The sequence below is a fragment of the Vibrio sp. 03-59-1 genome, assembly GCF_013114135.1.
Classification (GTDB): Bacteria; Pseudomonadota; Gammaproteobacteria; order Enterobacterales; family Vibrionaceae; genus Vibrio; species Vibrio cortegadensis.
Map to the genome: position 1 here is coordinate 299,316 of NZ_VTYA01000002.1, position 24,704 is coordinate 324,019.

Sequence of the window (24,704 nt, forward strand, 5' to 3'; positions counted from 1 at the left end):
ACGATCAAATACTACCCGCGATAAAAGCTTGCTCTAGTATCTCCTGTTTTAGATCGTCTCCCATGATTATTGGATTATCAAACTTAATACCAACCAACTGACCTTTTTGGTGCCTTTTCACACTCACAATACAATATTTGATATCGCTAGGGAGAAAACGCTTCAATTGTGATTCAACGTTTATCTCTGTGTCGCAAACTAATTCATTTCTGGTCTCTAATAGAAGGCCGCAGCCTGAAACTGAGAAGTCGAGAATTGTTCCTTCAAAGACATTCGATTGATAACTCACTGTCACAGGAAGCGAAAGCTTATAGCGTTGATGTTCTCTAACGGCCTTTGTAGCGAACTGTTTAGGTGCTCTTAAAAAAAGCAACGGGAAAGGCTTGGTAATGGTATTTATCACCGACGTTTTGAAAGCAATAATGTGCCCGAGTTCGGTATCCGAAATGCCGCGGATTACGGTATCTACATTAGCCAGTTGACGCATGGATAGATCTTCTAAGATTTTGATAGGGAGTTCAATGATGAGATATTGCTCGTCTTTGCAGCCAATGTAGTGAGTATGAATGATCAGTTTATCTGTGGGGCCAAATTCAAGAGTGACTGAAACCTTCATCCCTGGTTTCATGAGCTTTTGAATATCTTGGCTGTTGTTGTTTTTTGAGCTCATAAATTATTAACGATTACCCTAGAAGTGCCGTTCCAATGCCGAAATTAGATAAAATATAATCGTTAATAATTCAATTTGTTAGCTTTTTATATGCAACACAATAAAAGTGTGTGATCACACCGTTATTGTGTGCAATATCGAAGTCGCGTTGCCTTGAATTTTTTCTTTACATACTTAACTACCCATTGACTGCTTTTGCTTGAGCGTTTAAGGGAGTATCGCTGATCGGTTTGTTAAAATAAGTTTCGATATTCATCTCTTGAGGCGATTTTAGCTTGTTTACATACAGTGTTAGGTTATCGATTTCTTGGGTAGTTAAAAGTAACCCTAATTTGGTTCTACGCCAGAGTATATCTTCCACGGTGACAGCAAACTCATGATCAATAAGGTAGTCGATTTCGACTTGATAGCACTCATCTGAAAACTGCTGACCAAGATCATCTTGCGATGCTACGTTGCGAAGTAAGTTCTCAGTTCGACTCCCGTATGTGGTTAGCCAACGCTTTATCATTACGGGATTCAAAAATGGGAGTTTCTTAGAGAGATGGCTAAACTGGGTATTAAAATGAAAACTTTCACCACCAGGTAATGGGCTATCTTTTGTCCAAGCTTGTCCCATATGTGGGAGGAATTCAGATAATTGGCTTAATGCAGATTCAGCTAGTTTTCTATATGTGGTCAGCTTGCCGCCGAAGATTGAAAGCAAAGGAGCCTGTTCAAGTTCTTGCTGAAGAGCGATAGTGTAATCACGTGTGATGGCTTGTGGGGAGTCTGATTCATCATCGCATAACGGTCGCACACCGCTGAATGTTGAAATAATATCTGTCTCTTGAGTTTGAGTCATAAAGTGCTTATTTGCGACATCAAGCAAATACTTCGTCTCTTCGGCGCTGATCGCGACATCTCGTGGTTTTCCATCGTATTCAACGTCGGTGGTACCAATCATCGAGAATTTGTCTAAATAAGGGATAACAAACACAATACGCTTATCTTCATTTTGCAGAATATAGGCTTGCTCCTCATCATGAATTTTTGGCACGATAAGGTGAGACCCCTTGATTAATCGGATACCATAAGGAGATTGTTCATCCATTTTGTCCGTAATAAATGATTTCACCCAAGGGCCTGTCGCATTCACTAGGGTATGACAGCGACGAATGAATCGTTGTTGACTGACATGATCAAATAGAGTGACCATCCAGGTATCACCATCACGCTCAGCTTTTTCAACGCTACAGTAATTCTTTACCTCCGCGCCATTCTGTTGAGCTTGAATGGCATTGAGAATAACCAAACGAGCATCATCAACCCAGCAGTCTGAATATTCAAATCCTATTTTCATGTCGGGTTTAGTGACAACTCCAGCGTTTAGCTTGATTTTTTGGCTCGCGGCTAATGAGGTTCGTTTTCCTAAGTTATCGTATAGAAACAGTCCAGCTCTTAACATCCAAGCAGGGCGTAGATATGGGCGATGTGGTAAACGAAAACGCATTGGTTTAGCAATATGTGGCACTTTCTTAAGTAGAATTTCACGCTCGGCTAGCGCTTCACCCACTAAACGAAACTCATAATGTTCTAAATAGCGCAGCCCACCATGGATCAGTTTTGAACTCGCCGATGAGGTCGCGCTAGCAAAATCTTTCGCTTCATATAGACCAACGGTAAGTTCACGGCCCGAAGCATCTGCAGCTATGCCTGCACCATTAATACCACCGCCGACAACAATCAGATCTAAGATGGATGATTTTGTATCATTACATTCGCTTTGTTTCGTTATCTTGGTCATATCGCTGCCTTTTGTGTTCGTTCGCTCATTTGGTGAGTTGAATATACACATTTATTTTTCATATCTGTTACTTTTTGATTGTTTTATATGATGGAGATCATGTTTTTCACTCGTTCACTCAAAATAAAGCATAGACGAAAAAAGCCTTACTGGATAAGTAAGGCTTTTTGAATAACAAAAATGTTTGAATAGGTAGCGTTTTGAGAGGGAAGTTTAGTATTAGCGTGCGAGTTTGTGATGAGCTCTTGAGAAGTGGCCTGCACAGAATGCTCCAACAATAGAGAGTTCACCCGCAAGACATAACGCCGCGCAGACTTCTGCGAGCGCCTGGGACTTACCATTACCAAATAACCCCATGACGTCTAAGCAAGCTTTCTGGCTTGGAAGGGATGTACCACCTCCAACCGTACCAATCATTAAATTCGGAAGCGTAACACTGGCGTATAAACCGCCTTCGCGATCGACCTCCATCCTTGTCATACCTATTGCGGATTCAGCGACACATGCCGCATCTTGGCCACATGCAATATACAGTGCAGCCAGCGCATTGGCGTAGTGGGCATTAATGCCTATCGTTCCGCTTAGTGCACCACCCACTGTTGTCATTTGACCAAATTGCATCATTTTTTCGGGCGTCGTATGTAGGTACTTTTGAATTAACTCTGCAGGTATATGAGCTTCTGCCGTTACTTTCTTTCCTCGCACACTCCGAAGTGTCTGGGTGTTGGCTTTCTTGTCACCGGATAAGTTGCCATCAAGGAACGCATACTCGGGCTGAATGGGACTGTGCTGCATAATGAATTCGAAAACCGCATTGGTGGCAATAGTCACCATATTTTGCCCTGAAGCATCACCGGTTAAGAATTCAAAAACGATATAAACGTGATTGCCTTCAATATTGATATTAATATCGGTGAGCTTGCCATGTGACGTTGTGGATTCCGCAATTTTTTTGAATTCGTCGTACTGAGTGACCGCCCAAGCAACGAACTGTCCTGCTTGAGCTATACCATAAAAAGCGAAAGCCGGAGTACGAGTCACCCCTTCATTCAATAGCATTGCGCTTGCACCACCACATGCGCTCAGTAGTTTCGCGCCACGGTTATAAGATGCGACCAACGCCGCCTCTGTTGTGGCAAGAGGGACTAGAAAGTCCCCTTTGGCAAATAGCCCATTGACTCTAAGTGGCCCCGCAATGCCTACTGGGATTTTTACCGTCCCGATGAAGTGCTCGATATTTTTTTCATAGGCTTGCGCATTTGCAAGAGTATAGGGATCGAGAAGCTGGGCTTTTAAGTCATCCTGATTGAGGGCTTTCCAGCGACGTTCGATGTTCTTGTCTGTCAAATAAGGGCTAGGAGTCAGTTTGTTTTTGATTGGAGAAAAATTTGGCTGGAGCGTTTGCTCTAATTCGTCTGCGGAGATATCGCCACCTAAAATTGAAACGTAGTCACGGCGATGCAGATTAAGTTTTGGCATAAGAGTACAACATAATTGATTTGGGTCGATTCTACCGACAACAAATTGAGAAACAAGGGCTGGTTAAAAGAGGTAACCGTTTATCACGGATTTTTACACGTATATATTTGGTAAACATCGCAGGAGAAGTGACTAAATATGGATATCCAACAAACTACCAATCATCTCATTGCTGCGTTCCACAATATTAGCCCCAATTCGATTATAACCTGCCGCTTGAGTTAATTGCTGCGTGGAATCAACATAGGATATTGGCGCTGATGGTTCTGGCTCTTTCATAAATTCAATTTTGTTGAAACTAAGGCTGTCATCTTGGGTGACGATAGGGTCTTGCTGTAATTCGAGGTCTTGCTTTGGAGGAGTTTCAGTTTTTGGTTGGAACTCTGATTCCACATGAGAAGGGGTTTTATTAATCTGATTTATATCACGCGCAGCGTCTTCTGCCATTGCAGATGACTGCTGGATCATTTGGTAGCCTGACTGTATACCGGAAATAGACATAGCTAAACTCCTTCGTACTATCTACAGCTTAAACCTCTTAGTGAGATCCTGCAACTTATGCTCATTGAACACTGGGTGCCTCATCATAAGAGAAGAGGTTGAAAATTAAGTTTTTTTCTTCATCGGTCAGCAAATCTTTATTTTGATCACCTAGAGTATTTGATATTTCACCTTGCAACGATTTCAGTTGTTGGGGTGAAAGTAGCTGAAGCTGGTTTCTTAGTAATTCAAATTGTCGTGAACTCATAACGTTACCTCTACTGGCGGTATGACCGAAAAATACACATTTTGAGAGAAGGAAGAGCTTTACTTCAATTACATCAATTTAGTCTCTCTTGTATAGATTTACTTTAAGTTTTGAACGCTGTTTTTTTGTCCGGGCAGTGTCAAGTTCGCTTCAATTGTTCGTCAAGTAATGTGACTAATATCTCGGCGAATGGCATGTGTTTTTTGAGCTTAAGATGATGATAATGAGTGGCGTGTGAAATAAACGTCGATATTTTAATCTGCGATGACATTTTTTATCAGGGGGACTTAGGGGCAAGCAAACAGCGGCACTATAGATTGGCCGCTGCATGATAGGTGATTGGTTTTGTTTGCTTAATGCTTCTGTTAAAGATCATAAAGCGTTAAAGATCATCAAGTGCCGAAATCATAAAGTGCGCACGGCAAACTTACTGGCCAATGAGTGCAATTCTGGAAGCATTCGATATATCAAATGAAGTTGTTGAAGCACCATTCTAACTGAACTGTCATCTTCTTCTCTCCATTCACTTAAGCGTGCAAGAAGGTCTCCTTGGCCGAAGCTATCAATATCGCACTCTGTTTTATGCTCATAAAGTTGGTGATGTATTGCTTCTAGATGTTGATGGATCACACGGTGTGCATCTAAGATCAATTGATGCGTGGCTTGGTCATCCAGTTGTGTTCTATGAGCGCCTAACGCTGAAATATAGCTCAGCAAGGCGTGGTTTAATGTTAAGAATCGGAAGCTTTCATTGACCGCTGCACGATATTTTCCCGGTTCTGCCAGCATATTGCTGATTGCAGAAGTTAGGTTAGCATCATGGTTGTGCGCTGAGCGGCGGGAGATCCTGTAATTTAGAGTGTCTTTCTTACCTATTCTATACTGGCCAATGATCTGAGCAAGATAGTGTTGGTTCGATTGTATAGAATCCGCCATCACTTTATGAAGTCGCTTTGATTCCCAGTCTGGCAAAATTAACATCAATGCTAAAACAGCCAGAGCACAGCCCACTAAAGTATCGGCTAAACGAGGCAATACCACGGCATAGCCTTCACCGAGTTGGTTAAAGCAAAATAGTACGAGAACCGTAATGAACCCGGTGGCAAAGCTGTAATTGTTCATTCTGAAGGCAAAAAACATAATGCCTGAGATAACAATGAAAAATAGCTGACTCTCTTGAGATGGGAAGAGGGTTAACAGTGGGACACCAACAAGCAAACCTGCCAATGTTCCAATTACACGAGCAATAAGTTTTTGCTTGGTCGCACTGTAGTTTGGCTGGCAAACAAACAGCGTGGTAAGTAGGATCCAATAGCCGCGTTCAATATCAAACCCTTGAATGATGCCGTAACCTGCAGTAAGCGCGAGGGCCATGCGGATGGCATGTCGAAATAGCAGTGAGTCTTTATTGAGGTTCGCTTTAACTTTTTGCCACATTGTTTTTATGGTGCGTGGGTCGGTGTCATCAAGCGTGCCGTCATCAATGATAGTGACGTCGGGGTTACTTACGTTGGAAAGTTGTTTTTCTACAGTAGAAAGGTTAGTAAATAGATAGCCAAGTTGGGCAAGAAGCGCTCGACATTCAGGGCGTTGCTGCTCTTTTAGGTTGTTTAGGGAGCTTTGAAGCTCATCTAGCGCCAATGTTGAATCCGAGGCATGCTGGTATTCATTACCCAAACGAATCGATTCCGCCACCTTTCGACAAGATTGTGCTTGTGTCTCTAGTAGGTATTTAAATCGAAAAAGCACATCCGATCGTCCAAAGTGTTGTGCCAGTTCTTGATAGCGATAGTGGCTTGAACTCACTCGCTCATGGATATCTTGCGCTAGGAAGTAAACATTCAAAAAACGGTCACTGGCGCTGTCTATATGCCCACGTTTAGATCGAGCCAATAGAGTGGCTTTACAGTTGTTTAGGGCGGTTACCGTGCTCGCATTGAGTCTGGCTTCATTGATGCGTAAAGGCTGCGGCGTTAAATCGGTCACAGGGTGAAACAATTTAGCCTTGGATTCTAGGTAGTTAGCCACTTCAAGAAATACATTGGCTAAATTTTGTTGAACGGGCTGCATAGGCCAGAAAATATGCCAGATCATCGACATGAAAAAGTACCATGCCGTGCCGCTTAATAGTAATAAGGGCTGGAACCACAAGTTGGTGCTTTCATGCGCGCCAAGCATGGTATAAATCGCGATCAATAAAGAGCCAAAGGCAATACTGGCATAACGAGGGCCAATAGCTCCGAGCATAATAAAGCCGAACGTCGAGAGGAAAAGCCCGATAGCAAATAACCAAGGTGTATTAAAGAGTATCTCTATTGAGAATGCCGCTATCGCAAAACAGATAAAGGTAAGGGTTATGGCTTTTACTCGACCAGAGAAATTGTCTTCACTTTCAGCCAGTGCTGCGGCAATCACACCTAAGATCAGAGGGGTGATCAAGGTATGCTGCTCATAATACCAAGCAGGTAAAACCACCCCCATGAGAGTGATAAGAATCAGAATGCTGTAATTGATTGTTTTATTTGCCCAATATAGGCGTAATTTGACTGGTAACTTCACAATAACTCAGATAAAAACCAAAAACATTATACTAGCAGAATAGACACGCAAGGTTCTGATGTAATTAGAATATAAGTTAATAAATATTCCTGATCGATTATAAATTCACCTTATCAAATATTGACATAAATTTTTCAATACAATGCCTGATTAGTATAAAATCGCTGAATGAAATTTTAATGAGCATTTATTCATGCAGCTAAGCGCAAATAAGACTGCACAGTTTTTTATTCAAAACGAATATTATCAGGTCGAACTTGATGATAATCGTTTACTCCTTTCGTCTTCTGGTAGTGAAGAGCGAATACCCTTCACCGTTTGGGATGGTAGAGTAGGGTTACATCGAGGTTTGATTTGGGGATCGTTACAATTTTTTGCGCATGAAGAAAATGGTCAAACAAAAAGTTGGGTTGTTCAAGGGCTTCCTTGGGCGCTGTGCCGCAACTTTGCCCGCCATGCGGTAGCCACTTATCAGCAGTGGCACAATCATCAATGTTCTCAGCTGGCTGAATATCTACCACAGTGGGAAGCGACGCTAGATCAATTAGAAAAACAGCCTGCATTTCTCCAACATTCTCAAGTGAATGCTTGGGTTACTCAAGTGAATCATGATTTTTCTCAAATGAGCATGAGTATAGATGAAGCGGCTTTGCGTTTACCGAAACGTGTATCACGCCTGCAATTTTGGCTTAAAGATCCATCATCAACATTATCTGGCCGTAATAAGGGTTGGATTGAGAACGAGAAAAAGAATTGGGAAGTTTTATTCTCCCAATGTGAATCTTCACCTCTTAACGCCTCTCAGCAACATGCCGTGCTTCTCAATGATGACCATAACCTTGTTTTGGCGGGGGCTGGGTCTGGTAAAACGAGTGTATTAACGGCTCGCGTTGCGTACTTAATGCAGAGTCATCAAGCACAAGCGGATCAAATCTTAATGCTGGCGTTTGGGCGAGATGCCGCTGCTGAAATGAAACAGCGTCTGGATTCAAAAATTGGCATGTCAGCAGAGCAAGTTCAAGTCAATACCTTCCATCAACTAGGATTAAGCATCCTTAAACATGTTGAAGGTAACAATGTCGTGATCTCTCCGATTGCATTGGATAGCAAGCTTAAGCAAGCGTGGTGTATTGATTGGCTTAAAAAACATTGGATGACTCCAACGAGCTTTAAACGCTGGCAAAAGCATCTGTCTAAATGGCCTATTGCGTATTTGACCGGGGATGATGAATTAGGCAGTCACGTTGAAGATCCTAAACTAATTAACTGGTTAGAAACTCAGTTAGAAAAGCTCTGCGCATCAGGGCTGTCAAAGAAAGACATTCAGCAGGACTTGGTTGCGCACCCTGAATATTCAAGGCTCAATAGCGAGCTCGCGCTTTGCTGGCCTTGCGTTCAAGCGTGGCAACAGATGTTAAAAGAACAGAATCAGATCGATTTCCCATTGATGATCAGCCGTGCTACGAAATACGTTGAAAAAGGACGTTTTCAAGGAGCGTGGAAGTTTATCATGATTGATGAATACCAAGATATTTCACCAGATAGACTGGCTCTCATTCAAGCCTTGTGCGAGCAAGATAAACAAGCTTACAGCACTTCTCTATATGCGGTGGGGGATGATTGGCAGTCAATTTATCAATTTGCAGGGGCAGATGTTGATTTAACGACAGATTTTGAGAAACGTTTTCCAAACTCAACCGTACACAACCTTGATATGACCTATAGGTTTAATAGCAAGATCGGTGAGGTAGCCAACCGTTTTATACAAGCTAACCCACGTCAGATACCAAAAGATCTCAATAGTTTTAAGCAGCAAAAGCAGAAAGCCGTGGTGACAGCTCCAAGTGCTAGTGTTGAAAAAATCTTAGAGGGTATCGCTAAGTCTGCGAAGAACAGACCGAGTGTTTTACTGCTTGGGCGAAATCATTACCACAGCCCGACACTACTCATGGATTGGAAGAAGCAGTTTACAGAGCTTGAAATTCAATTTATGACCTGCCATGGCAGTAAGGGAAAAGAGGCGGATTTCGTCATTATCCTATGTGTTGATGAAGGGCAACTCCCTGCGAAGAAAAAACAGTTACATCTTGATGGGGCGTTGTCTCAATCTGATGATCTCTTTCCATATGCCGAAGAGCGAAGGTTATTCTATGTCGCAATGACTCGTGCTAGGCATAAAGTATGGATCACCCATAGCGGTGATGGTTCAGGCTTTGTTCAAGAGTTGAATTCTGGTGATTGGCCAGTGATAAGAAAGAAATAACGAAACGGGCTGAATTTTGAAGTGAAGAGTCAGTATTTTTAAAAGCTAAAAGCTAAAAGCTAAAAGCTAAAGACAGAATCAAAGCTCGAAATTCACAGATTAAGTTCAAGATATCGCCTTCTGCATGATTTTCTTTTTACGATTAGAATAAAGATTGAAGATCAAAAAGAAGGCGTTTTTACGACGACTTAACCATCTGACGAATCAGATTAATTAAGTTCTATCTGCTAAGTAGTTTTCGTAGTCCGGGATCTCGATGACCACTTCCTCTTCGAGCAGTTTAGACTCAAATAAGAATTTTGCCGTTGCGCGGTTTGTGGCAACAGGGATATTCCACACGCTGGCAATACGTAGTAAAGCTTTTACATCCGGATCATGAGGTACGGCATTGAGTGGATCCCAGAAGAAAATCATCATGTCGATTTTTCCTTCTGCGATAAGAGCGCCTAATTGTTGATCGCCCCCCATTGGCCCGCTCATCATACTCTTAATGGCTAAACCGGTTTCTTTGCTTAGCATGGTACCCGTCGTGCCAGTCGCGTATAAGAAATGACTTTGAAGCTTTTCTTTGTTTTCAACAACCCATTTTAATAATTCAGGTTTGTAGTGATCATGAGCCACAAGAGCGACATGTTTATGCGCAGGCATAGTACGAGTCGTTTTTTGCATGTAAGTATTCCCTAATATAGTAATATCAACAGTCTGTGCTGAGTCTTGTTAGAATTATAAACGGTTGATACTAAAACATAGGTCACTTGAATTATTCAATCTCTTTTATGCTAAAAGTAGGCCTGTATTCTGATGGAGATAAAGAATTTTCAATTACTTTGCGCTGTAACGTTTTTGGTGTGAGAGGTTCAATGCTCGGAGCACTATCAAAAGCGTACTTTTCATCGTTTAGGTAGTGAATAACTTGTCTCATTGATAAGCGGCCTTGTTGGACCATTTGATCGGTCGGTGCAAACTCTACACGATTTCGGAGTAAGCCGCGGTAAACGCCATGACTTAAGTAAGTGGAGACTAATTTAATGTCATCCGTTTTTTCAGCAGCTCGTAATTCACTGACTGCGGCTTCAATGGCAACTGCACTTCCCACTATGTATTGAACATTTGGGGTATCAATGACTTTTTGAACAAGGTTTCGCTGCAATTCTTTGTCGTTGTCAGCCCAATAGCTCACCACGATATTTATATCGCTTCCTTTGATTGCATCATAAAAGCCGACAGTTGCGGGTTTTGTTCCGCCGCTTGTTTTTGGCCCAGGTAGGAAGGCAATATCGGTAACACCACTCCCTTTAGGATGCGCATTGGCTAAGTACTGGCCTGCTTCAAAGCCCATCCAGTACCAGTCAACGCCCACGACGCCTTTTAGTAAATCACTCTGCTTGTCATTGAGTACCAATTTATTCACCGTGGCAAAAACCGGTGTTGAGCCCACAAATTCACTTAAATTATTAGAAAAAGCATCAGGTGACACGGTTCCAAGAATGATGGCGTCTGCACCCCAGCGAGTGCACAGCGAAAGTTGCTGCTGTTGCTTAATCTTGTTTGGGTAACCACCTGCTTCTAGAACTCGTAATTCCACATGCTGTTTTCGTGCTTCAGAAACCATTCCGTAGTTAACAGATAACCAATATGAATCTTTTAAGTGCGGGTAAATCGCGCATATTTTTGGTGCTGGAGTGTTAACTTTTTGCGTCTTTGACGGTTCAGCAAAAACAGTCGAAATTGGCATGCTTACCAGACTGATGGTGGCTGCGAGACGTACTAATGTTGCTGAAAGTGACTTAGGTCTAGGCATGGAATAATAGTTCATTGGCATTGATTGGATAAACACTGCAAAATATAACGTATTATCGTTCGGTTAAGAAGCATGTTCTCAAAGGTTATCATTTTATGTTGTTAGCAACCGCGAGTATCGGCCGTAAGTTATTGTTCTCATTTTTGATCATGGCTTTGCTGGTATTACTTTCTGCACTCATTGGCGCTTCAGGTTTTTCGTTTGTGGCGAAAACGGAAAGAAATGTCGTGGACTCTGCCATTCCGGCAATGATAGAAGCGAGGCAAGTTTCTGAGCTGAGTTCTAGGATCATCTCATCGGTTCAAACTCTGTCAAATGCCAAAAATGAACAGGAGCGTAAAGCGTCTGGGAAAATGCTGTTTGAGCAACTTGAATCCCTTCTTACACATATTAAAGCCCTTGGGTCGGATTCTTTTGATTCTGGTTTATTGACTCGACTCGAAAATAACGTTGAAAGCGTCATCAATACGTTAGCAGAACTCGGTATTACCGTAGAGAAGAAGCTGTGGTTGAGTGGTGAATTGCATATCCGAGTGGAAGAGATGCGTAAGCTCAGTGCCGAGTTAGAACAGTTGACTCGAACGCAGGTATTGAATACCAGTACTATTGCGGTGGCGAATGTCACTCATATCTATGACTTATTAGAGAATAAACAGACTGAGAAGGTATACCAAGCACTTGATGCATTAGTTGAAGTTGACCTCGATTTATCAGAACGCTTACATGAACTGCATTTGTTAGCTTTTAAAATGCTCAATCAGATAGAAGAAGCACGTACCGTTACGAATATTGAACGTATCCAGATTATTCAGAGTGAATTCCAAGATAACCTAAAAATTATGATGCGGCGCGTTCGTGCAGTGGAAGATCCGACGCGATCCAAGCAGATGACTGCACTATTAGTCGATTTGGGTAAGCGCCAGGTGGTATTTGATATCTTGATGGAAAAGTATGAGAACGAGCAGCAGTCTCAGTTCTTAATGCAAAATACATTGAGCCTTTTCAGTGAGTTGAACAACACTGTAAACAGCTTAGTTGATGAATCGAACCTGACCACCACAAAAGCGGTAGAAGAATTAACAAAAACCCTCAATTACGCGCAGCTTTCTCTGAGTTTAATCTCGATCATTGGTTTAATCATTGCCGTGATCATCGTCTGGAAGGTGGTGTACATCTCGGTAGTGAAACGTCTAACAGAATACTCATCTGCTCTACTTTCTATTGCTCAGGGGCATTTAGATGTCACGATCCATGTCAAAGGAAATGATGAACTTGCGCATATGGGACAAGCCATCGTTACTGCTAGAAATACCGCTCAAGCCTTGCAGGTAGTAGCAGAAGGAGAGGCACAAGCGAAGCGAGATTTAGAGGAACACAAGGAACACCTTGAAGAGCTTGTTACTGACAGAACTCATCAACTGCAGAAAACGAACCAACGACTCAATGTAGAAGTTTTGAACCATGCGAAAGCTCGCTCTTTAGCGGAACAAGCCAGTCGCGCCAAATCTGCATTCCTCGCGACAATGAGTCATGAAATCCGAACACCAATGAATGGGGTACTCGGGACGGCCCACTTACTTAAAGACAGTGGCTTAGATCCATTGCAGGGGCAGTACGTCGATATTATTAACCGTAGCGGTAAAAACTTACTCGCTATTTTGAATGATATATTGGACTACTCAAAAATTGAGGCGGGTCACCTTGAAATTCGTGAATCCTCATTCAACTTACACCATATGGTTGATGATGCCTTTCAGCTAATGCAAAGCCGAGCGCAAGAGAAGCATCTTGCTTTCTATCAGCATATTGAAAGTGATGTTGCAAAATATTGGAGAGGAGACGTAACTCGCATCAGCCAAGTTCTCAATAACCTTGTGGGTAATGCGATTAAATTTACGGAACGCGGTGAAGTTGATATCTATGTGAGTATGGATGTTGATAACGACAAGCGAGTGATGTTTGAAGTGAGCGATTCTGGTATTGGTATTGGCCCAGAAGAACAAAGAAACTTATTCGACCCATTTACTCAGGCTAGTGGTGGGATTAATTCGACTGGGGGAACAGGATTAGGCCTAGCCATCAGTAAACGAATTATTGAGGCGATGGATGCGGAGTTGCATTTAGAGTCAAACGTTGGAGAGGGGAGTCGCTTCTGGTTTAGTTTAGAGCTTCAACCCGGAGAAAAGGTGGATATCCCATCAGTGACGAGTTTGAATACGGTGATTAAAGCGAAAGTCTTACTGGTAGAAGATAACCCTGTGAACTGCCTGGTTGCCGAAGGGTTCTTATCGAATTTAGGGCATGAAGTAGTGACTGCGGAAACCGGAGCCGAAGCTGAGCAAATCTTTGAATCGCAGCATTTTGATATCGCGTTGTTGGATATTAACTTACCCGATTGCAATGGCGTTGATCTTCTGGGCAGTTTGAAGGCGATAGAGAAAAATAAAGAGATCACATTACAGGCTCATCCAACGCCAATGGTGGCGGTATCTGCCCATGTTTTCAATGAAGAAGTTGAGAGCTATTTATCAAGTGGGTTTGATGGCTACTTACCTAAACCACTTGATAAGGATGCATTGGCAGCCCTCATTCAAAGTACTCTCGATGGGAAATCGTTAGTATTACCTCAACTAGATGAAGAGGGTGTTGATTCGTTAAATAGGGATGATTGCACTATGCATGAGAGTGTCAGTTCTTCAGATGAAAAAATTACACCAAATGAGATAAGAGTGATAGATGTTACGGTCATTGAAGGGGACATGTCTATTCTAGGCCGAGATAAAATGCGTGAAATCGTAGGGCTGTTTGTAACCAGTAGCCGAGACGTACTAGTGAGCCTACAAGTTGCGGACAACGCGGATGATTATCTTGAAGTGAAGTCGCTCGCGCATAAATTAAAAGGGTCCGCAGGCAGCTTAGGTTTAAAACGGTTATTTCATGCGTGTATGTTGATTGAAAGTGCAGGTGAGCCTTTGGTGGCATACCGGAAAGATCATGAAACACTGGCGAATTTGGTTGAGCAATCAATTGAAGCGTTAAATACAACAATCGGCTAGATAAAAGTTCTAGACGGTAAAAACAAAAATCCTCTGTATCAACAGAGGATTTTTAGTATTGATGCGATGGTTTGTTAGCTATCCGTTCTGTTACTAATTGTTTTCAAAGCGGCTTCCTAGATCTAATGCATTTGGGTCATCATCAAAAGGGTGCTCAGCTTTTCCGCGTAACAGCTCTAACTGATTCTCTAACATATTTAACGCATCATAATCGCCTTCTGAACATGCAACGTAAATTTGCTGTTCAAGAGCTTCGATATTATCTCTGATACTCATAGGAGCCTCCTATAGCGACAGTACTACCGATTCTCAAACCTATTGTAGTCCAACAATCCATATTCAGTAGGTTGATTCTGCTTATACCAAGCATGGACTCTGTCGCTGAAGGGCCAAAATTTATCTGAGCTTCTTCGAATTGCAAAACGATCCAATAACTTAATGTAGTCTTGCTCAGATTTGAGATTTTTTAGTCTTTTTACTAACTCAGGGATTTGAGACTCTTCTAATGACCAGAAAGCCGCAGGATAACTCCCAATAACCCCACGAACCAATGTAAGAGAGTCATGCTTAGGATCGCGGTTACTTTTTTCATCGAATAAGCTAGAAATATTTTGATGAGCATTATTGCGTAACAGAGTGAATAATTGATCATCTCCACCATCGGATGTAATCATCAACATCGTGATCTGTGGCAAGGGGAGAAGCCCAGCGCCTTTGATTTTGTCGATCGATTGAAGTTGGGCTTCATTACTAGAGGTAAACCCTGTATCGACAATATCATAGCGATCATTCAGAACTGGTTTTAAGTGGTTTACGATTTTATCGTAAAGTTCTGATTTTGGATCGTCAGTTTTGTAAATTTCGCTACTTTCCTGCTCAAATGGTCTGATATTACGCTGCAAAAAATCACTCAATTGAGCGCTCTGGTTCTGATACCAACTGAATTGTTCTTGATGGCGTACATCTTTAGGCAGCAGGGTTAAGAAGTTACTCTCTCCTTCAAGACGTAAGAAATCCATGTACATACGAGTGATCAGCTGGTGGCCGAAATTACCATAAACATCAAACCCCGCGACTAATAAGTAGTGAATTCTTTCGAGTAGGGCATAGTCAAGAACCCATGCTGTTTTGGGTTTGTCGCCAACAAGGCCTTGGACAACAGAGGCGCTATCAAAGTGGCGGAATACTGTCAGTGCGGCATTAGGGTTACGTTGTTCACCATTCCATAGAATAGAGGTGTTGAGGTAGTCAGCACCTTTAAACCACTGATTAGTAAATTCTGACTTTCCATCAAGATAACGGGCTTGTTGACGAGCGTATTTCACCCAATTCGTGAGTGGAAGCGTGTTACTTTCTAATTCACCAGGCAGTTTTAGGTTTTGCTCTTGGGAGTAATAAAAATCGTTGATTTCAGGTAAATTCGCTTTTTGCGGATCGACAAAAAATACCCAAAATCGATCGTTAATTACATTGAGAGCGAGCTGCCCACGACATACCGGACCTTTAATGAAAGCCATGATGGTGTTTTGCGCGTTGTCGACCAAAAAGTTAAATCTCGCGATTACTGGCAAACTATGGAAACTTGTCATTGGGTTCGCTGCGACTTCGACGTGATAACTCGGTAATTGCTCTACGTCATAGTCAGCATCAATAAACCACTCTTTCCATTTCCCGATTCGATCACTGTTCAGTGCATATGGCATGTGTGTTTTATCAACGATTGTCCCTTGTTCCGGGATCAAGCGGTAGTAGACACGATCGACGTTAGGATCATCATAAGGGCGACGAGTCGCAATTCTTTTTACAGGCTCTCCGGGTGGTGTTTCTGAACGTACTAAAGTAAAGAAACGTGGATGACTGGGTAACTCAGAGAAATAGAGATGGAATAAAAAGAGGTGTTCATATAAGTAACGAGCAGTTAACTGGCTTTTACGTGAGCTGTTGTTGAGGAGAACTTCGTATTGGGCAATTTTGGACTGTTCATCCATAGACAACGGAATATGCTCATTCATGATAGCTCCGTTCTCTAACCACGCCATCAGAGTTTTATAATCGGATGCTTCGAGGTTTGGCATACCATAAGGCATCCCCCAAGTTGGGTAATCCTGTTCGTATTGAGCATACTCTTCAATGGTTGGACACTGTTGATCTCTGTCGGTTGAAAAATCAAAGCCTTCGAGTTGAACTTGCTGTGGTAAAGGGTGGTTCTCTTTTTGGCTGAGTAAACGAGCCACTAGTCCGGCATCGAGGTTGGCTGTAGGGTTTTGAACTCTCTCATTTAGTACTGGGTGAAAGCCACTGTCACGCCACTCTTGCGTCAATTGAGCATCTTCAAATAAACGTGTCGGCTTTGAAGCCGTTAAGCGTGTGCCTTGATAAATCTTTTCTTTAGACGCGCCACGATCAATCCCTTCAACGGAGGACATTTTGAGTTGGCAAGGGGCATCGTAGCAGGCATGACAAACAACGCATCGCTTATCTAGGATGGGCTTTACTTCGTCTAAAAAGAAGTGCGCCTGAGGAGATTGAAGAGGTGCTTGACGATCTCTGACTTGTTGAGGACCAAATAGTTGATCGTAGTTTAGACCTGCATACACAGCACAGCCGGAAAACACGGTAATAAAGCAAAGTAGAATAATGTGACGAAGTGGCATTGTCTTATGAAATTAGCAAGTGATGCGCTAATTAAAGCAGATATATAAGTTAGCGACAAATTTAGTACGATCAATGAGTAAGACGATCTGCTTGGGGTTGGGGACGAATAAAGAGCTAAGATGGGAAAAAAAAGGCGTACCACCCTTAGTGATACGCCTTTCTATCGAATCGATGATCTTAAATCCAGGTCTGGAAAGCTAAATCTTGCAAGCCAGATCTTGATAGCTAGGCCTTGAAACTCGATCTTAAAACCAGATTAAGCAGCTTGTTGAAGTGCTTCAATTTTCTCTTCAGACATCGGCTTAGTCACGAAAGCTAAAATCACACAGGTTGCCATCATGCCTGCTGAAATGGTATACGCTAATGTGTAACCATCACTTTGAGTCATTGAATAACCTACAATCGCAGCACCGATTGCACCGCCTAAACCCCATGACGTGTATAAAACACCGTAGTTTGTACCGTAGTTTTTCAGACCGTAGTATTCAGCAGTGATTGATGGGAATACTGCAAGTAATGTTCCGTACCCAACAGCAGCAAGCGCAGTACCAATAATCAACGTTAGCTCTGTATCAAATGAAGCAAACAGCACCATGTTGATGCCTTGTAAGATGAAAGCAAGCATCAAAGTACGAACGCAACCAATTTTGTCCGAAAGAATACCCGCGGCAACACGACCGCCAGAGTTAAAAATCGCAAGGATTGATGCAAGGTAAACGGCATTAGGCAAGTTAGCCTGAACACTTGCGATGTTAGTGATGTTACCAATGATCATTAAACCCGCAGAGGCAGCAAAAGCGTACATTACCCAAAGAGAGTAGAACTGAGGCGTTTTTAGCATCGCTTTCCAAGTCATATCAGCAGACGTTTTAACCGCAATTGATGCTTTTCCTGCTTTTACTTTTGGTTGCTCAGCTTGGTAGCCTTCTGGTGGGTTGTTGATCGTACACGCTAATGGAACGGCAATCGCTAACACGCCAACACCAAGGATCATAAAGCTAGTATTGATGCCCACTTCAGAGATTAGCATTGATGTTAGCGGGGCTAGGTAAACTGCCGCTAAACCAAAACCAGCCGCAATCAAACCATTTACCATGCCTTTCTTAGAGATATGGAACCATTTCATTGCAGATGGAGCAAGACAAGCATAACCAAAACCGATACCCGCACCGGTAATCACACCAAACGTAATATTTAGCGCAAAAACGGATGATGCGAAACCAGAAGCGATCATCCCTAGGCCTGTTAATGTTGTGCCTAGAATAAGGATCTTACGTGGTCCCATGCGATCTTGAAGGATACCTGCAACTAAAAGACAAACTGAGAAAGTGATGGTCGCGATGGCATAAGGAGAAGATGCGTCCGCCGCACTCCATCCAAAGTCGGTTACGAGTGCTTTGTTAAATACGCTCCACGCATACAAGATGCCAAGACACAGGTTGATACAAAAACCTGCTAGCAGGATACGCATTGCTTTATCAATCTTGCTCATTTTTATTCTCAGTTTGGTTCTTTCATAGAAAGAAGAGTTAGTTAATGTGTTTTTCTCAAAATAAGTTTGCATTTATCAATAGATGTCGCAAAGAGCGCGGATTATAACCAATAAAAGTGTGATTGGAATCTCTTTTTGTGAGCGAATGTAAAATAATTTCAAATGAAAAGTAATTGATAATTAGTTGTTAACTGCTTGGTTGGGATGAGGATTGAAGGTTGATATGGCAGTGGCTTCATACTCAATGTTTTTTCTTTGATGATGAAAGTTGGGTTTTTCTGATGTTGTAAAAATGTCCGTGTTAACTTGTTGTAGATAAATGATTATTTCACTATTCAATTCTATTTATATTCATTAAACTCCGGCCCGCTTCAATATCTGAAGTTAAAACATTATTGTTGGTAAGAGAAATGAAAGTGCAAAAAATGAAATTGGTGTCTGTGATGCTGCTGAGTGCATCAACGTTGACAGGTTGTATGGGACAAATGGCAACAACAGGCTTGGTCTCAAAATTTAACTTGCAGCTTGTGGATAATAGATACGCTCGTGAAGGCGTGTTTCTTTTGTTGTCTCCTGTATATGGGATCGCATCAGTAGCCGATATGTTTATTTTCAATTCAATTGAGTTCTGGACAGGAAAAAATCCTATTTCCGGGAAGTCACCAGCAGTGGTTGACTCGAAATTAGAAGCGATAATTAAAGTTAATAGTCAGCTTGATAAATCATTAACTGAAGCACCAATTCAAGTTAATAATCAGTGGGTTGAAGATGCTGTGATGAAGAAAGTAGATGAAAATACGCTTCAAATGGATATTTCATATCAAGATGGCACTAAACAGATTTTCCGAGGTGAAAAGAGCGTTGGAGGCGTCAATTTTTATTTAGACAATGAGCTTATCACTTTTGTTAGTATGCAAGAGTTGGACGTGTATACCAAAACCGCTCGGATCTAGTTTTGGTTACATTCGTTTCTGCAATGAATTCAATCTAGAACATCTGTGAGGGAAATATCCTTAGTAGGAAGTTATTACCTTAATCAGCAAGCCGGTGCATTTTTGTACTGGCTTTTTTTAGCTAAGTTAGGTGTACAAAATGCCTGACCAGTCGTAATTTAAAGAAAAATCTACATGTTAAATTTTTGTTTAAAAACCGTCTGTTCCAATCATTTAATCAGTAAAAGCCTGTTGTAATGGTATTTGCTACTATCTTGTTTGTTAAATATTTGTAATCAGAGCTTTATTGTTCGATTTTTAAGCATTTGTTGTGCGGTTTTTAGCCTTGCAATTCGTTGGAAAATACGCAAAATGTCATGCAAAATGAGTTTGCAAAAATGAAAGGATGCTTTTCTCTTAAAAAGTAAGGCAAATAAACATGAAATTATTACTAATCTTAATGACATCGCTTTCCGCTGGGGTGGCTTCTGCAGACCACTTACATTCTTTCATGTTAGGGTTATCGATTGCGTCTTTGGCTGTTGGAAGCTGTTACTGGTTTGCATTCCGTAGCACTCGCTTTCCTGAGCTTGCTCTTCTGTTGTTAATGTGTGGAATGCTATCTAAGCTGGCGATTACCGTCATTGGAGTCGCTTGGGGTATGTCTGAAGATCTAATTACGTCACCCATTGTATTTGCTCTTTCTTATCTGCATTTCTCAATCATTGTGACTTATTTGTGGTTCACATATCGAGATAACATCACTGCAAAATTCAAAAACGTCACAGCTTAAATACTCGCGATAAGCCTTCTGCAAAGAGGGCTTTTTGTTTCTACATACTTCTACTATTTTGTCACTCTCCTCTATACATCAATTTTCTTCTATACAATCACTTTTGGTAAAGCGCTGTCACTCTACGACTATAGTTCTACAGATCTTATTCACGCCTCTGGGTAGACTTAACACGTTCAATGATTGGAATAAAAGGATTTGCTATGGAGTTTGGACTGTTTGTGGCGGAAAAAGGATTGTTGATTGTAGGTATTATGTTTGTACTAACCAGCGTTATGCAATATGGCAAACGCAGCCATGATTGGAAAGGGGTGGTGACGATGTTTTATAAGCGCATTCCTCTCAGTATCGGCGAATATAAATGGTATCGTTTAGGCGTGGCTTTTATCGTACTTGCAGTTATATTGCGTATTCTACTTTTAACTCTTTGGCCTTCTTACTAATCTTCGATAGGTAAGTACTAGTGTGTTGTTTATTCAAGATAATTAAAGAGGTTAATACGTTTATTTTTATTACGCGAATCAACCTATATTGGTTAATTCGACATACCTGACTTTATATTGTTCTGTTACACTGTATTTATTGTACGAACTAATAGAAGAAGGTGATTGAATGTCATTTCCCGTTCTTATCTGTGACGATTCAGCACTTGCGCGCAAGCAGATGGCACGCTCCCTCCCTGCATCATTAAATGCGGATATTACCTTCGCGGTTCATGGTCTCGACGCTCTAAAACAACTCGAACTCAATGATTTCAAATTGATGTTCTTAGATTTAACCATGCCGGAATTGGATGGCTTTGGAACATTAGAAGAGTTACAGCGTCTCGGAAATACGACGCCAGTGGTCGTGGTTTCTGGTGATATTCAGCCGAAAGCCAAAGCAAAAGTGTTAGCTTTGGGTGCGAAAGCATTTATTCAAAAGCCAATTGATAAAGCTGTTCTTAATGATGTTCTGAAAGAACTCGTTGAGCCAGTCGCGCAGCCTCGCATCATTACACCAACCAGTGTTGATCTTCCCATTCTCCGTCGACGTGATATTTATATGGAAGTGGCGAACGTCTCAATTGGTCGTGCGGCAGATGCATTAGCACGGCATTTTGATGTTTTTGTCCACTTGCCACTGCCAAATGTAAATATCCTCGAAGTGAGTGAATTACACATGGCATTAAGGGATTTGGCGGACAACGATCAGGTTTCTGGCATTTGCCAAGGGTTCAGTGGAGAAGGGATCGCGGGTGAAGCGCTAGTCTTACTGAGTGACTCCAGTGTGGCAGATCTTAAAAAATTAATGAAGATCCCTGCAGATAGCGAAGAGCTAGAAGAATTAGAACTACTCATGGATGTCTCTAATATTTTAGTGGGCTCATTCCTAAATGGTTTAGGCGAGCAGTCTGAAGTTCGCTTCTTCCAGAGTTCTCCAGTACTTCTAGGCCAACATATCTCAATTGATTCTGTTATTGCTTCTACTTCAGGTTCATTTAATAAAACGATGACCTTTGAAGTGAGCTATAACATTGATGATACATCGATTCGATGTGATTTACTGTTTATGTTCGTGGACGAATCATTGCCTTTATTAGATAACAAATTAGCCTACTTAATGGAGGACTTTTAATGCTTAATCTTCCTGCTGAGTTTGAACAATTCCACTGGATGGTGGATATGGTCCAAAATGTTGATATGGGCTTAATTGTCTTGGATCGTGACTATAATGTTCAGGTGTGGAATGGGTTCATGACTCACCACAGTGGTAAACAAGCACATGACGCTATTGGAAAGTCGATATTCGAACTTTTCCCTGAAATTCCGCAAGACTGGTTTCGATTAAAAACAAAACCTGTTTATGACCTAGGTTGTCGCAGTTTTATTACTTGGCAGCAGAGGCCTTACCTTTTCCACTGTCGAAATGTTAGACCGATTACGCAGCAGGCCAACTTCATGTATCAAAACGTGACATTAAACCCGATGCGAACGCCGACAGGAAAAATAAACTCTCTGTTTTTATCCATTCAAGATGCAACAGCAGAGGCCATTGCATCACAAGTGAAAAAGTAGTGATTAAAGCCAAGCGAAGTTCTTGGCTTTACCTAAACAAGAGCTTAAATAACGAAGAGATTAACTAAGTGAGTTGGAGGGATAGCTCAATGAAGACCTCATTACATTCCCAGCCTTTATACACGGCAAAGCAGGTGCGTGAAGGAGAAGTTCTAGCGGCCAAAAAGAACAACATCACAATGTTCGAATTGATGGAAAAAGCGGGAGAGGCTGCTTTTCAATTGATTCTCTCTCACTACCCACACTCTAAAAAATGGCTCATTTGTTGCGGTAAAGGCAACAATGGCGGCGACGGATATGTTGTGGCGCGTTTGGCAAAGCAAGCAGGAATAGAGGTTCATGTTTGGCAAGCTGGGGATTTATCCGACAAGCTGACAGAAGATGCTCAGCAAGCGTTGGAGCTTTGGCTAACAATAGATGGTGCCGTTTGTCATGCTAAAGACCGAATCCCACCAGACTGTGATCTTATTGTGGATGCACTACTCGGTACAGGGTTTAAACCACCACTTCGCCCTAACTATGCTGAACTCATTTCTAGAATTAACCACACTCACTTACCCATTGTTTCCATCGATATTCCATCAGGACTAGATGCTGATACTGGTCACGTTCAACCGCACTCCCTTGAAGAAGCCAATCGAAGGCAAAAGCAGAACGGCTTGGCGATTGTTGCATCTCATACCATAACCTTCATAGGTATTAAGCAAGGATTGGTAACGGGATCGGCAAGAGATCATACGGGCTTGTTGCACTTCTCCGGCTTAGGTGTCGATGAAAGTTTTAATCAAATGAATGTCGCCAGTGCGGTCTATTCTTGCGCGGATGAAATTCCTACCTTACTCATGCCAAGAAGACGCACCGCTCATAAAGGGCTAAACGGCAAAGTATTGTTGATTGGCGGAAATGTTGGGATGGGAGGGGCAATCCGCCTTGCTTCTGAAGGATGTATTCGTAGCGGCGCGGGTCTAGTAAGTGTATTAACGCATCCTGATAATATTTTACCGATCTTATCTTCTCGACCTGAAATTATGGCTCTGAGTTGGGAAAGCGACTGCAAAGTCATTTCAGACAAGCTCCACTGGGCAAGCACCTATGTTTTAGGGCCAGGTTTGGGGCAGGATGAGCAAGCCCAAAGGTGGTTTGAATACATAAAGCAATCTTCAGTTGAAAAAGTTCTGGATGCGGATGCGCTTAATTTACTGGCCGTTGAACCTAATCAAGACCCAAATCGCATTATAACGCCACACCCAGGAGAAGCCGCGCGGTTGTTAAACTGTACGGTTGCTGACATTGAGATAAACCGTTATCAAGCGGCTCAAGATCTTCAGCAAAAATATGGTGGTGTTGTCGTATTAAAAGGAGCGGGAAGTATTGTGTGCGATGGCAAAGCAACGTGGGTTTGTCACGCGGGAAATCCTGGAATGGCAAGCGCAGGTATGGGGGATGTATTGTCTGGCGTGATTGGGGCGATGTTGGGGCAAAATCTTACACTAACGGATGCAGCTCAAATTGGTGTATTTATCCATAGTTGTGCTGCTGATCTTTGTGCCAAAGAGAATGGTGAGATTGGCTTAGTCGCTAGTGACCTTTTTCAAACGCTTCGTCGTGTTATCAATGGTCCACTCATCCAAGGCTAGCGTTTGTATTCGATCTCACATCAGTAATTGAGATGCGAGATCGGGGAGACTGAGCAATTAAACCACAGAGAACTAGAATGCGAATCTAGCGCCTGCGTTAAAAGAGGTCGCGTGTTCGTCATTTGGAAGTAATTGATAAGTTACCCCTGCATCAAGTACTAGACCCATCGGAGACATTAAACTGACTCCTGCACTGGCATAAGGTTTAAAGCTGTCATCAGTTTCTGTTTTCTTCGCGCCTGCAACCGTATCCCAGACAGTAGTTTCAGATGAGATATAACTTCCTCCCGCTTTACCGTAAATACCAAGAAGTCCCACTTGTTGATCAACGCGCACCCCAAGACCATAGGCATCGTAAGTTTGAACAAAATCGTCAGAATTAGCACTCACGCTGGAGTTAAATGTCTCCACTCTTTTATAACTCACATCCGCAGATAATAGTTTCGTCATCTGATAGTTATACCCGGCTTGAATAAAGTAGGCGGTCTCTTGATTAGAATCGTTAGAAACTAATGTCGCTCCCACATTGGTATAAAGTGAACCACGGTTTCCTGCTGCATTTGCCATAGTGGGCAGACAAACCATCGTGGTAAATATCAATATTAGTGGTCTTTTCATTCTCAACTCCTGTGATTTGCCATTGACAGCAAGTATTCCTTTTATAAATTCATAGCAAGAAATGCTCCACCGATAGTGGGGTGAGATCACTTTTAAGGAATTTAGCGTTGAATTTTTTGGACTTTTTGCGTGGATTTATACTCAGTATAGATCACATT

Annotated in this window: 20 protein-coding genes; 8 read left to right on the forward strand and 12 right to left on the reverse strand. The window is 42.1% G+C overall.

The window, feature by feature from the left end; all coding sequences use genetic code 11:
• Window positions 1-4: 4 nt before the first annotated feature.
• The 6 genes from F0249_RS03170 to yccS form a co-directional block, all read right to left on the reverse strand.
• The gene (locus F0249_RS03170) at window positions 5-670 is read right to left on the reverse strand and encodes a flagellar brake protein (protein ID WP_171755838.1); all 666 of its coding nucleotides are present in this window, start codon (window positions 668-670) and stop codon (window positions 5-7) included.
• Between the two features lie 178 nt (window positions 671-848).
• Window positions 849-2,456: a glycerol-3-phosphate dehydrogenase gene (gene glpD, locus F0249_RS03175; RefSeq protein ID WP_253825272.1), complete on the reverse strand. Its 1,608-nt coding sequence runs from the start codon at window positions 2,454-2,456 to the stop codon at window positions 849-851.
• 219 nt (window positions 2,457-2,675) lie between these two features.
• Window positions 2,676-3,935, reverse strand: coding sequence for a hydroxymethylglutaryl-CoA reductase (locus F0249_RS03180; protein WP_171755840.1), 1,260 nt, complete (start codon window positions 3,933-3,935; stop codon window positions 2,676-2,678).
• Window positions 3,936-4,067: 132 nt separating this feature from the next.
• On the reverse strand, window positions 4,068-4,436 hold the full coding sequence (locus tag F0249_RS03185; protein ID WP_171755841.1) for a hypothetical protein: 369 nt from the start codon (window positions 4,434-4,436) through the stop codon (window positions 4,068-4,070).
• Between the two features lie 61 nt (window positions 4,437-4,497).
• Window positions 4,498-4,683, reverse strand: a complete 186-nt coding sequence (locus F0249_RS03190; RefSeq protein ID WP_113799755.1) for a hypothetical protein — start codon at window positions 4,681-4,683, stop codon at window positions 4,498-4,500.
• 405 nt (window positions 4,684-5,088) lie between these two features.
• Complete coding sequence (gene yccS, locus F0249_RS03195) at window positions 5,089-7,242, reverse strand: YccS family putative transporter (RefSeq protein WP_171755842.1); 2,154 nt, start codon at window positions 7,240-7,242, stop codon at window positions 5,089-5,091.
• Between the two features lie 193 nt (window positions 7,243-7,435).
• Here yccS and helD point away from each other — a divergent pair, with 193 nt between their 5' ends.
• On the forward strand, window positions 7,436-9,505 hold the full coding sequence (gene helD / locus F0249_RS03200; protein ID WP_171755843.1) for a DNA helicase IV: 2,070 nt from the start codon (window positions 7,436-7,438) through the stop codon (window positions 9,503-9,505).
• A gap of 213 nt (window positions 9,506-9,718) precedes the next feature.
• Here helD and F0249_RS03205 read toward each other — a convergent pair whose 3' ends face one another.
• Both F0249_RS03205 and torT read right to left on the reverse strand, forming a co-directional pair.
• Window positions 9,719-10,174 (reverse strand): methylglyoxal synthase, encoded by a 456-nt coding sequence (locus tag F0249_RS03205; RefSeq protein ID WP_017053576.1) that lies wholly within the window; start codon window positions 10,172-10,174, stop codon window positions 9,719-9,721.
• A 91-nt stretch (window positions 10,175-10,265) separates the two neighbouring features.
• Complete coding sequence (gene torT, locus F0249_RS03210; protein ID WP_171755844.1) at window positions 10,266-11,306, reverse strand: TMAO reductase system periplasmic protein TorT; 1,041 nt, start codon at window positions 11,304-11,306, stop codon at window positions 10,266-10,268.
• A gap of 95 nt (window positions 11,307-11,401) precedes the next feature.
• Here torT and torS point away from each other — a divergent pair, with 95 nt between their 5' ends.
• On the forward strand, window positions 11,402-14,362 hold the full coding sequence (gene torS, locus F0249_RS03215; protein ID WP_171755845.1) for a TMAO reductase system sensor histidine kinase/response regulator TorS: 2,961 nt from the start codon (window positions 11,402-11,404) through the stop codon (window positions 14,360-14,362).
• Window positions 14,363-14,455: 93 nt separating this feature from the next.
• Here the strand turns inward: torS and F0249_RS03220 are convergent, their stop codons facing one another.
• The 3 genes from F0249_RS03220 to F0249_RS03230 form a co-directional block, all read right to left on the reverse strand.
• Window positions 14,456-14,638, reverse strand: a complete 183-nt coding sequence (locus tag F0249_RS03220) for a hypothetical protein (protein WP_017053579.1) — start codon at window positions 14,636-14,638, stop codon at window positions 14,456-14,458.
• A 23-nt stretch (window positions 14,639-14,661) separates the two neighbouring features.
• Window positions 14,662-17,016 (reverse strand): fatty acid cis/trans isomerase, encoded by a 2,355-nt coding sequence (locus F0249_RS03225; RefSeq protein WP_171755846.1) that lies wholly within the window; start codon window positions 17,014-17,016, stop codon window positions 14,662-14,664.
• Between the two features lie 257 nt (window positions 17,017-17,273).
• Window positions 17,274-18,509 (reverse strand): OFA family MFS transporter, encoded by a 1,236-nt coding sequence (locus F0249_RS03230; RefSeq protein ID WP_171755847.1) that lies wholly within the window; start codon window positions 18,507-18,509, stop codon window positions 17,274-17,276.
• Between the two features lie 410 nt (window positions 18,510-18,919).
• Here F0249_RS03230 and F0249_RS03235 point away from each other — a divergent pair, with 410 nt between their 5' ends.
• From F0249_RS03235 to F0249_RS03260, 6 genes are all read left to right on the forward strand, one after another.
• Window positions 18,920-19,462 (forward strand): DUF3332 domain-containing protein, encoded by a 543-nt coding sequence (locus F0249_RS03235; RefSeq protein ID WP_171755848.1) that lies wholly within the window; start codon window positions 18,920-18,922, stop codon window positions 19,460-19,462.
• A gap of 418 nt (window positions 19,463-19,880) precedes the next feature.
• Complete coding sequence (locus F0249_RS03240; protein ID WP_017053583.1) at window positions 19,881-20,234, forward strand: hypothetical protein; 354 nt, start codon at window positions 19,881-19,883, stop codon at window positions 20,232-20,234.
• 203 nt (window positions 20,235-20,437) lie between these two features.
• The gene (locus F0249_RS03245) at window positions 20,438-20,677 is read left to right on the forward strand and encodes a hypothetical protein (RefSeq protein ID WP_017053584.1); all 240 of its coding nucleotides are present in this window, start codon (window positions 20,438-20,440) and stop codon (window positions 20,675-20,677) included.
• Between the two features lie 169 nt (window positions 20,678-20,846).
• Window positions 20,847-21,851: a response regulator gene (locus F0249_RS03250; RefSeq protein WP_017053585.1), complete on the forward strand. Its 1,005-nt coding sequence runs from the start codon at window positions 20,847-20,849 to the stop codon at window positions 21,849-21,851.
• Window positions 21,851-22,291: a PAS domain-containing protein gene (locus F0249_RS03255; protein WP_017053586.1), complete on the forward strand. Its 441-nt coding sequence runs from the start codon at window positions 21,851-21,853 to the stop codon at window positions 22,289-22,291. Before F0249_RS03250 ends, F0249_RS03255 begins: the two co-directional genes overlap by 1 nt.
• A gap of 89 nt (window positions 22,292-22,380) precedes the next feature.
• A complete protein-coding gene (locus tag F0249_RS03260) occupies window positions 22,381-23,928 on the forward strand; it encodes an NAD(P)H-hydrate dehydratase (RefSeq protein ID WP_171755849.1) in 1,548 nt (515 codons plus the stop codon).
• A gap of 72 nt (window positions 23,929-24,000) precedes the next feature.
• Here F0249_RS03260 and F0249_RS03265 read toward each other — a convergent pair whose 3' ends face one another.
• Complete coding sequence (locus F0249_RS03265) at window positions 24,001-24,546, reverse strand: outer membrane beta-barrel protein (protein WP_017053588.1); 546 nt, start codon at window positions 24,544-24,546, stop codon at window positions 24,001-24,003.
• Window positions 24,547-24,704 lie beyond the last annotated feature (158 nt).

Bases quoted from the DNA above. Each gene is read 5' to 3' on its own strand.
- F0249_RS03170 (WP_171755838.1), bottom strand. From the start codon at position 670: ATGAGCTCAAAAAACAACAACAGCCAAGATATTCAAAAGCTCATGAAA.
- glpD (WP_253825272.1), bottom strand. From the start codon at position 2,456: ATGACCAAGATAACGAAACAAAGCGAATGTAATGATACAAAATCATCC.
- F0249_RS03180 (WP_171755840.1), bottom strand. From the start codon at position 3,935: ATGCCAAAACTTAATCTGCATCGCCGTGACTACGTTTCAATTTTAGGT.
- F0249_RS03185 (WP_171755841.1), bottom strand. From the start codon at position 4,436: ATGTCTATTTCCGGTATACAGTCAGGCTACCAAATGATCCAGCAGTCA.
- F0249_RS03190 (WP_113799755.1), bottom strand. From the start codon at position 4,683: ATGAGTTCACGACAATTTGAATTACTAAGAAACCAGCTTCAGCTACTT.
- helD (WP_171755843.1), top strand. From the start codon at position 7,436: ATGCAGCTAAGCGCAAATAAGACTGCACAGTTTTTTATTCAAAACGAA.
- F0249_RS03205 (WP_017053576.1), bottom strand. From the start codon at position 10,174: ATGCAAAAAACGACTCGTACTATGCCTGCGCATAAACATGTCGCTCTT.
- torT (WP_171755844.1), bottom strand. From the start codon at position 11,306: ATGCCTAGACCTAAGTCACTTTCAGCAACATTAGTACGTCTCGCAGCC.
- torS (WP_171755845.1), top strand. From the start codon at position 11,402: ATGTTGTTAGCAACCGCGAGTATCGGCCGTAAGTTATTGTTCTCATTT.
- F0249_RS03220 (WP_017053579.1), bottom strand. From the start codon at position 14,638: ATGAGTATCAGAGATAATATCGAAGCTCTTGAACAGCAAATTTACGTT.
- F0249_RS03225 (WP_171755846.1), bottom strand. From the start codon at position 17,016: ATGCCACTTCGTCACATTATTCTACTTTGCTTTATTACCGTGTTTTCC.
- F0249_RS03230 (WP_171755847.1), bottom strand. From the start codon at position 18,509: ATGAGCAAGATTGATAAAGCAATGCGTATCCTGCTAGCAGGTTTTTGT.
- F0249_RS03235 (WP_171755848.1), top strand. From the start codon at position 18,920: ATGAAAGTGCAAAAAATGAAATTGGTGTCTGTGATGCTGCTGAGTGCA.
- F0249_RS03240 (WP_017053583.1), top strand. From the start codon at position 19,881: ATGAAATTATTACTAATCTTAATGACATCGCTTTCCGCTGGGGTGGCT.
- F0249_RS03245 (WP_017053584.1), top strand. From the start codon at position 20,438: ATGGAGTTTGGACTGTTTGTGGCGGAAAAAGGATTGTTGATTGTAGGT.
- F0249_RS03250 (WP_017053585.1), top strand. From the start codon at position 20,847: ATGTCATTTCCCGTTCTTATCTGTGACGATTCAGCACTTGCGCGCAAG.
- F0249_RS03255 (WP_017053586.1), top strand. From the start codon at position 21,851: ATGCTTAATCTTCCTGCTGAGTTTGAACAATTCCACTGGATGGTGGAT.
- F0249_RS03260 (WP_171755849.1), top strand. From the start codon at position 22,381: ATGAAGACCTCATTACATTCCCAGCCTTTATACACGGCAAAGCAGGTG.
- F0249_RS03265 (WP_017053588.1), bottom strand. From the start codon at position 24,546: ATGAAAAGACCACTAATATTGATATTTACCACGATGGTTTGTCTGCCC.